The organism is Flavobacterium poyangense (assembly GCF_011751075.1).
Classification (GTDB): Bacteria; Bacteroidota; Bacteroidia; order Flavobacteriales; family Flavobacteriaceae; genus Flavobacterium; species Flavobacterium poyangense.
In genome coordinates this window covers 217,481-233,623 of record NZ_JAALLN010000007.1, presented here as the reverse complement: position 1 = coordinate 233,623, position 16,143 = coordinate 217,481, and the positions used below count along the sequence as shown (strand labels likewise).

The 16,143-nt window shown below is 38.5% G+C and carries 7 protein-coding genes; all 7 read right to left on the bottom strand.

Annotation, left to right across the window (positions count from 1 at the left end):
• Position 1: 1 nt before the first annotated feature.
• The 7 genes from G3A47_RS13700 to G3A47_RS13670 all read right to left on the bottom strand — a co-directional run bounded on the left by G3A47_RS13700 (position 2) and on the right by G3A47_RS13670 (position 15,544).
• A complete protein-coding gene (locus G3A47_RS13700) occupies positions 2-3,178 on the bottom strand; it encodes a SusC/RagA family TonB-linked outer membrane protein (RefSeq protein ID WP_166923214.1) in 3,177 nt (1,058 codons plus the stop codon).
• A 662-nt stretch (positions 3,179-3,840) separates the two neighbouring features.
• Positions 3,841-6,633, bottom strand: a complete 2,793-nt coding sequence (gene ppdK, locus G3A47_RS13695; RefSeq protein ID WP_166923212.1) for a pyruvate, phosphate dikinase — start codon at positions 6,631-6,633, stop codon at positions 3,841-3,843.
• Positions 6,634-7,074: 441 nt separating this feature from the next.
• Positions 7,075-8,565, bottom strand: a complete 1,491-nt coding sequence (gene qhpG / locus G3A47_RS13690; protein ID WP_166923210.1) for a flavin-dependent monooxygenase QhpG — start codon at positions 8,563-8,565, stop codon at positions 7,075-7,077.
• A 6-nt stretch (positions 8,566-8,571) separates the two neighbouring features.
• On the bottom strand, positions 8,572-9,957 hold the full coding sequence (locus tag G3A47_RS13685) for a radical SAM/SPASM domain-containing protein (RefSeq protein ID WP_208328367.1): 1,386 nt from the start codon (positions 9,955-9,957) through the stop codon (positions 8,572-8,574).
• Entirely contained in the window at positions 9,957-12,251 is a 2,295-nt protein-coding gene (locus G3A47_RS13680; RefSeq protein ID WP_166923208.1) for a hypothetical protein, read from the bottom strand. Before G3A47_RS13680 ends, G3A47_RS13685 begins: the two co-directional genes overlap by 1 nt.
• 44 nt (positions 12,252-12,295) lie before the next feature.
• Entirely contained in the window at positions 12,296-13,873 is a 1,578-nt protein-coding gene (locus G3A47_RS13675) for a ferritin-like domain-containing protein (RefSeq protein WP_243860461.1), read from the bottom strand.
• A gap of 120 nt (positions 13,874-13,993) precedes the next feature.
• Positions 13,994-15,544, bottom strand: a complete 1,551-nt coding sequence (locus G3A47_RS13670; protein WP_166923204.1) for a peroxidase, FMP-type — start codon at positions 15,542-15,544, stop codon at positions 13,994-13,996.
• Positions 15,545-16,143: the final 599 nt, after the last annotated feature.

Genomic DNA, 16,143 nt, shown 5'->3' with positions numbered 1-16,143 from the left:
TTTAAAATTTAAGATTAACATTAAGGCTAAAATTTTTGGTAGTTGGCAAGGATAAACTTTCCAATCCTTGTGCGTTTCCGGTATTAAAAGCGGATTCAGGATCGATGTTTGGAACCTCTTTGTAAATGAAAAACAAATTACGTCCTGCGGCTGTAATACTGGCGCCTGCCAACCCTAATTTTTTAGCGAACTTCTTGTCGAAATTGTATGTAAGTTTTATTTCTCTCATTTTTACAAAAGTAGAACTGTACACATAAGCCTCGCTGATATTGTATGAAGCTTTGTAATATTCCTGTGCGCTAATTACCTGAGTATTTGGAGTCCCGTTGGCATAAACGCCTTTAAAAATAACCCCATCATCATATACCGGAACTCCGTTTGGAGCAGTACCGCCATTTAGCAAAGTTTTTGTATTACCTGTATAATAGTAACTTAATCCACCATTGGCAGCATCACGGCCCGGAAGAGTTTCTGTCAGTACACCGGTATAAATCCCTGTTCTGTTTGTTCCTGAATAAATCTCCCCTCCTACACTAGCATCTACAAGAAATGACAATTCAAGGTTTTTATAGGTCAAAGTATTTGTAACCCCGGCTAAATAGTCCGGTGTATAATGTCCCAATACTTTCTTTTGCGGATCGGCTTTTGGCAAACCATTGGCACCTACTACAATATTTCCGTTCGCATCACGCTGATATGCTGTACCGTAAAGTGCTCCATATGCCTGCCCTACCGACGCCAATACATCAACACCTCCTGAAGAGCCTATGGTGTAGTTTTTAATTTTTCCTTCATAGTCAAGAATTTCCACTTTGCTTCTATTGGTCGAATAGTTTAAACCAACGTTCCATTTGAAATTTTCACCTTGAATAGGAGTTCCGTCTAATTGTATTTCTATACCACGGTTGTTTATTTTACCGGCATTGATTAACTGCGATGTATAACCGCTGGCGGCTGTTGTTTTAATCTCCAGAATCTGATCAAAACTATTGGTGTTATAGTATGCAACGTCAAGATGTAATCTGTTTTTGAAAAAAGAAGTCTCTAGACCCAATTCGGTTGAACGTGTTGTTTCCGGTTTCAGGTTCTCATTGAGTTTCTTCTGTGAAGAGGTTAGAATTGGGTTCCCGTCGAATGCGCTTTGAAAATTGTAAACGGTATTCAATTGATACGGATCTGCATCGTTACCTACCTCCGACCAGCCTGCACGCAATTTAAATAAATCGAGTGCATTACTTTTCAGATTAAAGGCTTCGGATACTACCAAACTACCATTTACAGAAGGATAGAAGTAAGAGCGGTTACTGCTAGGTAATGTCGACGACCAATCATTACGTCCCGTAACGTTTAAATAAGCATAATTTTTATAACCCAATTGTGCTGAAGCATAACCACTGTATACTCTCAATTTTGAGAAGGAGTTTGAAGATGTCAACGGATCTCGCGAATTGGTCAAAGTATATAAATCAGGCACAGCTAAACGAGGTGCTTTTTGGTAATTGTTGGCATCGCTGTGGTTGCGTACATTGAATCCTCCAAGCGCATCTAAAGTAAAATCATCATTAAGTTTTTTAGTATACTGTAAGATGGCCTCTGTATTTCTCTCTTGTACGGTATAGGCATCTTCGGCATAAGACCCAAATGGAGTTCCATTGGTGCCGTATTTAATGCTATATTTTCTGCGATCGTTATAATAATCTACTCCGGTGCGGAATTTAAAATCAAGTCCGGTAAAAATCTTTGCTTCTAAATGGATATCCCCTATTAAGCGATTGCGTTGCTGGCTGGTAGTGTTGTAATTAGCATTCCAGTATGGGTTGCTGTAGTAACTGTTGTTCCAGTTTTTTGTCCAGTCATTTTTAAGGTCATTGATGTCTACTTGACGTCCGAACCAAAGAAACTGTAGCATCACACCGGCAGCACGGTTACCCGAAGGTCCGCCCGGCAAAGTTGGAGCGGTGGTCACAATATAATTGGCTGATACCCCTACTTTAATGCTTTTAGACAATTGGTAATTTGTATTGATGGTAAAGTTGGTTTTGTTTACTTCACTATTAGGTACTGTTCCCAATTGTTTTTGATTGTTTACTCCCAGACGGAAATCTGATTTTTCATCTGATTTAGCCACAGAAATACTATTATCGTAAGTAACTCCGGTATTGAAGAAATCCTTCACATTGTCAGGATGTGCTACAAAAGGAACTGCCACGCCATTTGAATAGAATTGTGGAATCAGGCGCCCGTCTAATTTAGGACCCCAGCTTTCATCAACTCCATCATTAATACCGCCTCCTTTACCATCTACAAAGCTGAATTTTCCGTTTGACCCTTGCCCGAATGAGTTTTGAAAATGAGGTAAGGTAGCCACTTTAGAAATCGTTATGCCTGAATTAAAACTTATGCCCAATCCTTTTTGACCTTTTCCTGATTTTGTGGTGATCAAAACCACACCATGCGCAGCACGGGAACCGTAAAGAGCCGCAGCATTAGGGCCTTTCAGTACTGTTAATGTTTCAATATCCTGTGGGTTTAGATCTGCAATTGCATTTTTAAAATCGCGGGTAGCGCCACCAAAGTTCAACTGCGAGTTGTCTACCGGCACTCCATCTACCACAAAGAGTGGCTGATTGTTTCCGGCAATCGAAGTTTCACCACGAATAACGATACGGGAAGATCCCATATCACCTTGCGAATTGGTGATGCGAACTCCGGCTAATTTACCCGTTAGACTATTCAAAAAATTGGTTTCTTTTGTATTGGCCAAATCCTTATTTTTAAGAGACTGGGTAGTGTATCCTAACGATCTTTTTTCTTTTGAAATTCCCAATGCGGTCACTACCACTTCTGATAAGACATTCTGTTCTTCGGTAAGCGCGATGGTAACGGGATTCTCAGTGACAACAATTTCTACTTTTTTATAGCCCATATAACTTACTAGTAGCGTATAAGGGAATTTTTGACCCGTTTGAAAATAAAATTTCCCGTCTAAATCAGTTACAACCCCATGTGTAGTGCCTTTAATATTTACTGAAGCACCAATAACGGGCTCTTTTGTGATGGCGTCTATTACTTTACCATCGAGTTTGGACTGGATTAGCGGTTTGGTCTCCTGAGCTTTGATTCCAATAGAAATCAACAAAAAGCATAAGCTTATGGAGCTATTAATTATTTTTTTCATTACTTTGTTTTGGTTTAATAAATAAGGCGATTCGAAAATGGATTTATTCCATTCCCGCTTGCCTTATAGAGATGTACAATTTCTTTAAGCTTCGCCATTTCTGTTCCCGCAGAAATGGTTTTTTTTTACTTGCAACACATTCGTTTTTTCACTTTTATCTATTTTGGATTACTAATAATTGAATTGGTCTTTAGCGGATTTCGTCTGAACGATTCTTTTTATGCTCTATGAAAAAAAGAATAAGAGTAATTTTTTAATATTTAATTCTACTAATTTGATAGAACAAAAGTATATTAAAATTTTTAACCTTAAAATTTTGAGCCTTTTTTTTTATAAAAAAGTGTTAATGAAACAATTGTGTAAAACTTAAATCATTAAAATAAAGACAGTTATAATTCCTTTCTTAGTTTTAAAGTCTTAAGATTTTTCCTAAAATAGTCCTTTTGAGTTAAGTTAGTGGTCCGATTTACATCATCTATTCGCTATTGTTCGGGTTCCACCATCAAATAACAGAACTCGTTTAGTTATCCTTTCGGAGTTAGGAGAAATCACATAGGTATTTCGACAACAATTAGCGACATTCCAATTACTGCAAAAAAAAAAACAGTTGCAAGTCTACACCTGCAACTGTTTCCTGTGAACTACCAGAGTTTAAACTTTAGCTACAAATCAGCTAATTCCACCTCTTTTTTTTTAACATTACTCAATGCTTTGTTAAGTGCTTGTTTATTTTCTTTGATGGCAGCCTGAGCAGCAGCCAGACGAGCTATAGGCACTCGGAATGGCGAACAACTCACGTAATTCATTCCTACCAAATGACAGAATTCTATCGAAGACGGTTCGCCTCCATGTTCACCACAAATTCCAATTTTAAGATCGGGACGTGTAGCCAGACCTTTTTCTGCAGCGATTTTGATCAGCTGCCCCACTCCGTTTTGGTCTAAAACCTGGAAAGGGTCATTTTTTAGAATCCCATTTTCCAAGTAAAAAGGAAGAAATTTACCAGCATCGTCGCGGGAATATCCAAAAGTCATCTGCGTAAGATCATTAGTCCCAAAAGAGAAAAACTCAGCCGATTCTGCAATTCTGTCCGCAACAAGTGCTGCGCGTGGCACTTCTATCATGGTTCCTACTGAATAAGTAATAGTATCTCCTTGTTCTTCAAAAACCTTCTCGGCAGTCTGAGTAACAATTTGTTTTTGCATCTGCATTTCAGCGAGAGTTCCCGTAAGGGGTATCATAATTTCAGGAACGGCTTTAATGCCAAGCTTTTTGAGATTTATTGCCGCTTCTAAAATGGCTCTTGTTTGCATTTCTGAAATTTCCGGATAGGTATTTCCTAAACGGCATCCACGGTGTCCTAACATTGGGTTGAACTCATGCATCGAAGCAATTTTTTCCTGAATTGATTGGATCGAAATACGCATTTCTTCTGCCATTTCTTTTTGATTTTCAATCTCATGAGGAACAAATTCATGCAAAGGCGGATCCAATAATCGAATCGTTACCGGAAGTCCGTTCATGGCCTCGAAAATTCCTTCTAAATCTTTGCGTTGCATTGGTAAAAGTTTTGCCAGTGCTTTGCGGCGACCGGCTTCATCTTCGGAAAGAATCATTTCGCGCATCGCTAAAATTTTATCTTCTTCAAAGAACATATGCTCTGTTCGGCACAGTCCAATTCCTTGTGCTCCGAAACGACGGGCAACCTCTGCATCTTTTGGTGTATCAGCATTGGTTCGAACCTTCATTGTAGCATATTTGTCTGCCATTGCCATTAAGGTATCAAAATCATCATTTAATACCGCTGCTGTAGTTTCAATTTTTCCTTTGTAAATTTTACCTGTTGAACCATTTAATGAAATCCAATCTCCTTCTTTTAGTATCAGATCACCAATAGATAACGTTCGGTTTTTATAATCTATCTGAAGACGTTCTGCTCCCGATACACAACATTTCCCCATTCCACGGGCTACAACCGCAGCGTGTGAAGTCATACCGCCACGGGCAGTCAGAATTCCCTGAGCGACTGCCATTCCTTTGAGGTCTTCGGGCGAAGTTTCAATTCGAACCAAAATAACATTACGATTGTCCTCAGACCATTGCTCAGCATCATCAGCAAAAAAGACAATTTGTCCGCTTGCTGCTCCCGGTGAAGCGGGTAATCCTTGCGCTAATACTGATGCTTGGCTTAAACTTTTTGGGTCAAAAACCGGATGCAAAAGCTCGTCTAATTTATTAGGATCAACCCTTAGCAATGCTTCTTCTTCCTCTAAAAGACCTTCGTTGTACATGTCAATTGCAATACGTACCATGGCTGCGCCAGTTCTTTTTGCATTTCTGGTCTGTAACATCCAAAGTTTACCTTCCTGAATAGTAAACTCTATATCCTGCATGTCTTTATAATGAAGCTCTAATTTTTTCTGTATCGCAATCAATTCGTTAAAAATTTCGGGCATCGTTTCTTCAAGCGATGGAAATTTTTGAACGCGTACTTCTTCCGTAATACCGGCCACAGCAGCCCATTGTCTGGAACCTTCCAGTGTGATTTGTTGTGGAGTACGAATCCCGGCCACCACATCTTCTCCTTGTGCATTGATAAGATATTCTCCATTAAAAAGATTCTCACCTGTACTCGAATCACGCGTAAAAGCAACTCCTGTAGCGGAATTTTCACCCATATTACCAAATACCATAGCTTGTATGTTGACCGCAGTACCCCAATCGTCCGGAATATGATTTAATCGACGGTAATATACTGCACGTTCGTTTGTCCAGCTATCAAATACAGCGATAACGGCTCCCCAAAGTTGTTCCCATGGGTCAGTTGGGAAATCTTGGGCGGTGGATTGTTTTACAGCGGCTTTAAACAAGGAAACCATCTCTTTGAAATGTTCTGCCGTAAATTCACTATCTAATTTAACTCCTTTTTCGTGTTTTAAGTGGTCTATAATTTCTTCAAATGGGTCTTCATCTTCTTTGCTTTTTGGTTTCATGCCCATAACCACTTCACTGTACATCTGGATAAATCTTCGGTACGAATCCCATACAAAACGTGGGTTTCCGGTTTTTTCGATCAGTCCTTCTACCACTGTGTCATTTAAACCCAAATTCAGAATAGTATCCATCATTCCGGGCATTGATGCTCGGGAACCGGAACGTACAGAAACCAGACATGGGTTGATGTTATCCCCAAACTTGCTGTTCATTTGTTCTTCAATTTGCACCATAGCTAACTGAACTTCCTCTTTAATTTGAGCCAAAACGGCTTCTTTGCCTTCAGTATTGTACAATTTGCACATTTCTGTGGTAATCGTAAAACCGGGAGGAACCGGCATTCCAATAAGATTCATTTCGCAGAGATTAGCCCCCTTTCCACCCAGCAAGTCCTTCATTGACGCATCACCCTGAGCTTTTTTACTGCCAAAAGTGAATACGGTCTTTTGTAAATTAGTCATAAAATTTGTTGTTTGTTTAAGTAGTTATTTGCGATTATCGCATTACGAAATCGATGTAGTAAAATAAATGAAAAATATTTTGATATGAAAATTTAATTTACGCTAAAGAATCGAATTTTAGAAAAGTCATGTTTCAAGCCTGAGTTTACGTATCCAAATTTGTTTTGTGAAACTAATTTATGTCTACATTACTCTCAGTAAACTCGGGCTAAACTGAGATTAAAATGACGCGATAAACAAAAAAGTCCGTTTCGGGAGAAACAGACTCTTTGATCATTATTTAACAAATGAAATTTTATTTGTAGTATTTTTTGAAAAATTGTGGGAGATGAATTTAAAGATTAATTAGGGTGTCTATTTCGAACTAAGTATTAAGTATTAAGTATTAAGTATTAAGTATTAAGTATTAAGTATTAAGTATTAAGTATTAAGTATTAAGAATTAAACTTCTAATCCACCTTTACTCGTAACAAGCAGTTGATTGGATAAAAGGAAAACAAGTATTTTTTTTGACTTTTCGATTCCAATCGTTGTATTCAGCTGCGCTATGATACTTGAAACAACTTTACCATTTATAGTCTTTAAAAAAGGAAATAATTCTATTTGATCCAGATAAACCGACGGTCGTTCTAAATTCGGGTGAACCAGTGCTTCTTTCAGTACTATACTGTCCTTCTGAACGGCATAGACAGTTTTAAACGTAACATTAGGGGCAACGACAATTTCCTCATTCCAAAATCGGTATAGAATAAAATCTACCGGAATAGGTTCTTGTTTTTTTTCAAGGAGTGTACGGGCTGTCTTAAATTCCTTTTCCAACTTTAATGTAAAATCGGTTTCACTCTTCGAAATATCGAGCTGAAAATCGGCTCTTTTTGACCAGAATTCTGTCTTTTCGTTGCAGGCCCAGGCGTTGCGATAATAATCGGCTGTCCAATGGGCATGATTGACTACCGATTCTATTAATTTTTCTTCATAGAAATCTTTTGGATTTGGTGAATCAGGATCTTTTAAGTAAGTATTTATTGCAATCGCCACATGCAAAGAAAAGCGCATCGCCTTTTCTACACCTGTAGAAGAAAGCGGATCTAAGGTAAAAGCGGCTTCTCCAATTTTAACAAACTGTTTGTTCCAGGGGTCATGGTTCACAAACGAAGTAACGGAACAGGTTTCAATGGAAGCTTCTCCAATTTTGTTTGTTAGTGGTGAGAACAACTTTGTTTTGCGCATTACCTCTAAAAGATGTGATTCGCTATTTTTCTTTAAGGCAATCGGATCTGTAAAAGTCATAATCCGATAACGGTTTCCACAAACGGGAGATCCCCATAACCAACCCTCGTCAACAGCTTCGATAAGCGCTTCGTTGGCAATGGACCCCATCTCAATATGGGTCCAAACGGCAACTGCGGAGGGAGCAATTGGAACTCTTTCTTTTAAAAGTGTGCCTTTGCGCCCCCTTGAATCCAATACAATTTTTGAATTAATTTTGATTTGAACCAATCCGGCAATTATCTCCAATGCCCATCCGTTTTCTGAATTTGTGGAGTTTTTTAATTTTCCGGGCATTATTAAATGTAATCCTTTGGAGATTGCAAATTTAAGTAAATCCTGATCGAGTTTGCTTCTGTCTACGATGATCCCTCCATTGTTTTGTGCGGGACGGTTGTAGATTTGCTCTTTGTTTTCCCAAATAACTCTGGCAGCACCATTTTTTAAATACACAGGATCATCCAATAGATGTTTCACATTCAAATATTCGAAAATATTCCGAATTCCGGGAGAAAGTGACTCGCCTATTTGAGGTCTTGGAAATTGTTCCTGCTCGAGCAGACCAACGGTATAACCCATTTCTAAAAGGCGTATCGCAGCGCACAATCCGGCAGGACCGGCTCCCAGGATAAATACATCGAAAACTTCGGGTAACAGTTTCATTTACTCTTAATTATTCCAGTTAGGTTTTAATCTTGACAGTCTTTCGTTGGCTTGTATGGTATAGAACAACCATGATCTGATGTAATCACAAGCGGGTCTTCCCTTTTCAATTACTTCGTGATGGCAACCACCGCCACAGAGGTAACGTGCCCAACATTTTGAGCAGGGATCTTGTGTATTTACATGTCGGGTGGCAAGCCATGTATTCTGTAAATCGCCTTGTATGCCCTTGTTTAAATCACCCATTTTTCCAACATCTTCGTTCACAAAACGATGGCAGGCAAATAAATCTTCATCAGCAGATACGCCCATATAACCGGCTCCTGCTCCGCACGGATAGGGTCTGTGGGTTCCTTTGGAAATTTCTTTTAAGGCATTTACCATATTCAGAAAGGGATAGCGTTTTCCTGCTAATACATTTTTCTCGAAATTGAGACCGCAGGCGATCATATTTTCTAACATGACCGCTAACTGCTCTTTGTTCATTTCGTTTTGACCATTGCTGGATCTGAGTAAAGGAGAAAAACCTACGCCATGGAATCCCATTGCAACAAATTCATCCAAAACAGCCGGAAGATTTGTATTCTCGGGAGTTACGGTCACTCTGGCAGAAACCTGCATTTTTTGCTGTAACGCCAGTAAGGGTTGAATGTTTTTGATGATGGTATCGTAACTTCCCTTGCCTCCTTTCATTGGTCGATTGAGATCATGATCCTTACCTATTCCGTCCAGACTAATCGTTACAGAAAAACCATATTCTTCAAAAAAAACGGCATCACTTTCTGTAACCAAGGTTCCGTTTGTAGTAATCGAATAACTAAGTTGTATCTCTTTTTTCTTAGCTGCTTTTTCGGCATAAACTGTAGCTTCTCTTATGGCTTGCCTGTTAATTAAAGGTTCTCCTCCTAAAAAAGTAAGCTGTGCTTTACCTCCTTCGGGACATTCTTTTAGTAACAAATCGATAGCTTTAAAGGCTGTTTCTAAAGACATATTTTTTGTAGGTCCTCCAAAATCGCCCTGATCGGCATAACAATAGGTACATCCCATGTTGCATTTTTGTGCTATTGCCAATGACAATGCATGCAATCTCGGACTTTGCAAAGGCTCATCCGTAATATATTCGGGTGCATCGAGCCCTAAATGAATCAATTCCTTTTGCAGGCCTTTTTCATTCTTTTTATCCATTAAAAAAGCTATTTTTTGCTCTACTTCGGGAGAAATAGTATAAAGCCGGCTTCCGTTTGGAATAAAAATCTGGGTTGAATGTGCTCCTTTTACCAAATGTGCCGTAGCCGAACGAGGTTTGGATTGCGGAACAATGAGCTGTGCAAGCTTTGTTGCAATCGGACCATTCATCCTTGTGTCTATGAATCTTTGGGTTGGGCTTGTCATTATTTCTTGGTAGATTTAGGTTTTACGGGCTCGCTTTGGATCGCGTCTTTTCCGGCAATGATAAAATTGAGTTCTCCTTGCCAGTTTTCAAAAAGATCCTGATAGGAAAGCAATCTTGAGTTTTGCCAATCATCAGGAATATAGGACCCTGTACGTTTTTTAGCCATCCATAAATCTCCGGTACTTAGTCCATTTTCGTCGGGAACAATATTTACGAAATCGGGTCTGCTCGCTGCCCAATAATAACAGGAACACTCGCGATAGTCATTTTGCCACGGCGCACAAAGGCCTTGTGTTAACTCTCCGGGTTTTATAATGGTGTCCGAAAATGCGGCACTATTGCCGTCAAATATGGTATTAACTACTAAAGTAACGGCAGTATATTTTTCGGGATTGTTCAATTCGCTTAAATCTACTACAACTTCGGGTATTGAAGGTGCTGCTGTAAAATGACATACTACCTCCTTTCCTTGTTTTTGTAAAACATGAACCATAGAGTTCGACCATTCCATAAAAGAAACCCCATTTGGATTTGCGTCTGTTTTTAAAGGTACACTATCACCATTGGGGAATACAGGGCCAAAAGTCTGTACCATTGTGGGCTGACCTTCTATGGCTACCAATCGGTGTCCTTCTAAATTTTTGAATTTCGGATCACTGGCCTCCAATACATAATTATTGTTTTCAATTAGAACAATTCCGTTGAATGCTCTTCTCCAAAGATTTCTGAAATCAAATTCCAATCCCGGAAAACAATTTGAAATGGCTGTTCTTGGTAAAACAGCAATAGGATTTCCTGTTCCTCTGTAATGCAATTGCGCTGTTAGATTATTTGCTTTCAATGGTGAACCGTAACTTACCGGCAATGTATCGGGATTAATATCCTTAAACATCGAGGTACTTGCGGCTTTTATAATCATATTGATTTGTCGATAGGTAAAAGTTAGCGACCTTCCATCGGCACCACGCATTAAAGCAGGCATTTTTCGAAGGGCTTTACTAGATAAATCCCCTATTTCATCAGGTTTTCGCAACAAATCACTAAACCATGGTGATGCTCCTGAACTTAGACCGTTAAACACTCTTTCGTGTAAAAGCTGTAAAGCAAGATTGTCTACAAGAGAAGTTGCCATGATAGGTTCGAAAAAACGACCAAAATCATTTGTATTCTGACGTACCATGGTGCTGGCTACATTTTGTTTGCCTTCATAACTATTTCCATTCATTATTGCAGTATTCATGAGGCGAATGGTTTCAAAAGCCCTGCGGATAATCTCTTCGGCTTCTTCTATAGTTACCTCTCCATCAATGTCTGTACTTAATATAATTTGCTCCAGTTCATCTGAGACCACGCGAATTGGCAAAGTATCAGGAGCAAAAGCAGGTGGTCCGGCGCTAATATGTGCTTTGGCGGTCAATATCTTATCTGCTTCAATTTTTAGTTTTACGGTTACAAAACCATCACATTCATCATCTATATATCCCCAGCTCACCTGCCAGCTCACCTGCTGTTCGTCGGTATAGGAATAACCTGCAAAAATCTGTGCCGGATTGGTGTACAACACGTTAGGGGTACTACCTTCTTTATAACCACGCCATTTGCCTTTATCTATATTGTACAATATTTCGTCCTCACTTTTAAAGGTGGGATCTTTTTCTATTTGGTTTTCACCCGGCCCCGTTTTTCTATATAAACTGGCGCCATACACTTTTCCTCCTGCCGGTGTGTAACGGAATCTTATTTCCGGAAACTCTTGCGTTGGTTTTATAAACTGAACAGAGCCTAATGGTAATTTTTTGTCAGGCAGAAAATTTCCGCAATCTGCAAGCAATGGTTTCACTTCATGCGAAGTAATAGTATTAATTTTGGCAAACATTTTATCATCTACATCTCCTGTTCTCCTGAAAATCTTTATGTTGGCCACATCTACATCCCAACTGATGTCTTTGAGGCTCAAACCCGATTGTTTAAGCAAATCTTCAGTAAGAGGCACTAATTCGTCGGGCTTTTGATCTGTGATGGCAAACACTTCCAGAAAAGGAGAAACGGGATGTATTTTTCCGTTTCGGTCTGCAAGATTTTTAACCTCTTTAAATTTGATATAAGTAGGTTTATGTGATTTAATTTCTCCTGTAACTGGGTCTACTGTTAATGTTGTTTCAGGAGTAATTTCTCTATAGTCAAGTGGTTTTTCTTTTGATAATTGAAGATCATACGCTTCCATAGGTTCTTCTGATTCCCCTAGTCTGCCAATGGCAATAGGCGGAAGAATTCTTAATTCTATAATTTTCATATCGTAGTATTTTAAATTATTTAATGGAATGAATTAATTTGAAACTATACCAGATTGTCTTGTGTTAAATCGACAATGGCTTGCAGTAGTTTTTGATCGGCTTCCTGTAATCCATTCAAATATTGAATATGAGGTTGATCTTTAAAGCGTTTCAACTCTAGTATGATGTTGTGTGATGCTTCGAGAAGATCTCTGTGCAATCTCCAGCGATTGTGCTCTCCAAATGGTAAATCAAATGTATAAGGAAGTGTAAATGGTGGTCCTCCCATTACGTCTTTATTTTTGTTTATTGGAGTCTGAACCAGAATAGTTGCCAAACTTCTTAAATTATACATTTCTCCAAATGCAGAATTGATAATCATACCTCGTGGTGAAAAACTCCCCGAATTATTATACCCATTATCCAATAAAAAGCTATGGTTTAAGAAATTAAGCAATAAACGATATCTGATATCACTCAAGTTAGACCAAAGAATAGCTTCGGGATCTGTAATTTTATCGCTTTCTACTTCTATTGCCGTAATAGAACTCTCCGGCACCTCGGGTATGTTTGCTTTTGAACCCACATAAGGATTGGTGGCTACATTACGGGATGGTACAAAGGTGTTATTGGTTTCTGCCAGTATGGCTTTATACTCTTTATAAATATGCAGGAATCGCTCGAAGTGCGAAGGCGTCGTTTCTTCTTTGGTATCCATTCCTTCTCCTTGTTCCGCAATTTCTGATAAAGCATTATAAGCATCGTCACGAGATAATAAAGGAGCAACCAATACATCGGGGCTTTTGGTATAGATGCTTTTTCCATCACTTCCTCTGTTTCCTCCGGTATATCCCCGACCCCACTCGTCAAACTTAGCCTGACACGAATATGTTCCGGCCTGAAAAGTTTCATCGGATATTACTTTCGGATCGTTGATTAATTGAAGTAAGACTACAAACAAGGCCCCAACAGTATGCGGATCTGATACGGTTGTATCTACGGAGGCTATAATTTCGGCAGCCAACGGATCATCGCTTTCTAACCATTCGCAAGGTGCTTCGGCATAAACATACTTTGCGAGTGAACTAAGAGTGAATTTTTCTAAAGTAAAGGGAAACGGGTAAAAAGGACTGTCCCAAGGATAACTTTCCCTACCAAAATTTAAGGGAGCACCAATCACTTTGAGTACATTTTGAACGGAGATAAAATGCCCCATTTCTTCTTTTGCAATACCTAAAATGATGTTTTGCCACGTATGTACTTTTTCCTGATATTTTGCCGGAATTTGCGGTCCGCCCATGCTATAGGCAGCATACAGATATTGCAACATAAGCCCCTGCTCAATTTCGGCATCAATCTGAAGCAACATTGTAATGTAATCTTTTCCGTTAAACTGGGAAGGTACTTCAAAAGGTTTGGCGTTTTTCAGATGATCACAACTACTAACTGCAGCAGTAGCCATAAATTTATTTTTTGCAGTGCTAACCTTTGGTTTATTTTTTTTTGCCCATTCTAGTATTGGTGAAATAAAATGGTCTCTTTTCTGGTTGTAATTCATAATACGTTGTTTGGTTAAATTTCTATTTAATCCTAATAGTACTTTTGTTGCCAACTCAATTAATAGGTATAAAACTTTCGACAACAATGGCCTTTAGAATTCCTAAAAAAGATGTTTAAAAACGGAAGGAAATGTAATTTTAGATACGATAAAGCTCCATAGCGTCCTGATATCAGAGCACTATGGAATTTTATCAGTAAACTGTTATACTTTATGATAAGGGCATCTTGAATCCGGTACAGAAGTATTTTCTTTTCCTGAGTTGTAAAATTGCTCTTTAATTATAACTCTTTGATCTTCGGGAATATCTTCTATTTTACGAAGTGTATTAACCTGAATATGAGGCCAACTTGTTGTACCTCCGCTATCTCCGAAGGCAAATTCAAAAAGTATAATTTGCTCGTATTGCAATTGAAAAAACTCCTTGCCATTTTCTACAACTGTTTCTATCCATAAATTCATATTCATTTCAACAGTATTTACAAAACGATTTACAAAAGGAACGTTTAATATCCCTCCCTGTGCTCCTGTTTTGTTTTTAGAAGACAATTTGACCTGGACATGGTTTATTATTTCTGACCCTCTGTTGGAATCACGAAGTCGTAAATCGGGTCTTACAGAATAAGGATATAATTCATTGGCAAGTATACGCTGCGTGTAGATCAAATTTTCATCAGGATCTGTATCGTGGTTCAATTTTTCAAATACCCAGTCAGGTGGTGGTTGATCCAGATTTATAGGTTTTTCTTCGCTGGCACCGGCCCCTCCCATGGTTTTCGAAATAGCAAGATGATCGTATTTCCAGGCGGCATCACCTTTCGGAAATTTTGGCGGGCCATCAAGTAGAAAACTTGAATCTTCATTAACAAGATTTCCTAACAAAGTTATTGTACTGCCATGCGGAATTACCCCACTTCTAGATATAGAATAATCAGGTATAAAATACGGACCAGTTTGACCAGCTCCGGGTTTAAGTTCTTTAGCTGCAATGATCTCATAATAATGTCTTCCGTTTAAGTTTTCTAATGTTACATACTCTTTTTGCCCTTTATCGTTCAAAATCAAGAAAAGAGTTTCATCCGGATAGCCACTTTTGTACAAATTTTTATTTGGATTTGTTTCTGCTACAGGAAGTAAACCACGGTCTTCTTCAATACTTTTTTTAGTGGCAGCATGATTAAACACGTCGCTAAGCCATAAATACATACCGTTTTCCTCATGAATCGGGGTGTATTGCAAAGCAGTTGAATTTTTATCGGCACTTACACTTTTGACAGTTTGTTCGTATTTAACAGCCCCGCAGAATTGTTCATTGGCTCCGCCACGGTTACGAACCCCTCCCGGTACCAATTCAAATGTTAGTTTTTCGATATACTGTTGACAATCAAAACTGTATTTCCCTGGAATAGTTCCTGAATTTGTACCCGGTGAAGGCATGATGGTAGTATGTACTCCGCTACCAACTAATTTTCCGGTACTTTGATTGTTAGCGCTATTGTTGTAACTCACCCAAGTGCCTTCTAGTAATCGTAAAATACCATAGTCTACATTGTTTACAATTTTTTGCAGGTTTTCTTCATAAAAAGGTCTAACCGGATCATCAATTTGGAGTCTCGTATATTCTGACATCAAATTCTTTAATATGCCATTATTGCTTCCCTGATCTGCTGCTGACTCATTTTCTTGTACACTGAAATTTACAGTTTTCGGGGAGAAATTTAGCCCGTCTAAAAAGTCGTCATTCCGTTTTAACATAGTATTAGTTTTAAAGTTAATAATTGGTGTAGTTAAGGGGCGTAGTTACTTTGTGTTAAAATCAAACAGTTGTTGTACTTATTCAGCCAGCTGTTGTTTCAATACGTCATGCTTATAATAGATTTTTTTGTTCTTTTTAATTTTTGTCACGATCATTCTAAATGAGATACTCTACACGTCAACTTATTTTGTGTGACAGACGTATTTTTTAGAAATTTATTCCTACAATAGTAGGGCATAATTTTAAAAGCGAACCAAGTACTTTTACTCGTTTTCAAAGCGAAGAGGTTAATTAGACTGATTCTAAATCTATGGAATACAACAAATTATAACAGTCCGTTTCATTGAATGCTTAAAAAAAGAGGCCGCGAATTGCACGAATTTTCACGAATTAAATTTTAAAAAACTGGGAGTGATTTGGTTACGCTAATCTTATCTGTCGTATAATAAATAAGGTGTTACCTCAGATTACACTGATTTAAATGATTTTTTCTGATTTGGAGTCAATATGTAACGTCCGTTTTAAAGTAAAAACAAAACAATTCGTGAAAATTCGTGCAATTCGCGGCAAGTTTTTTGTTAGGCTAAACAATAGGGTT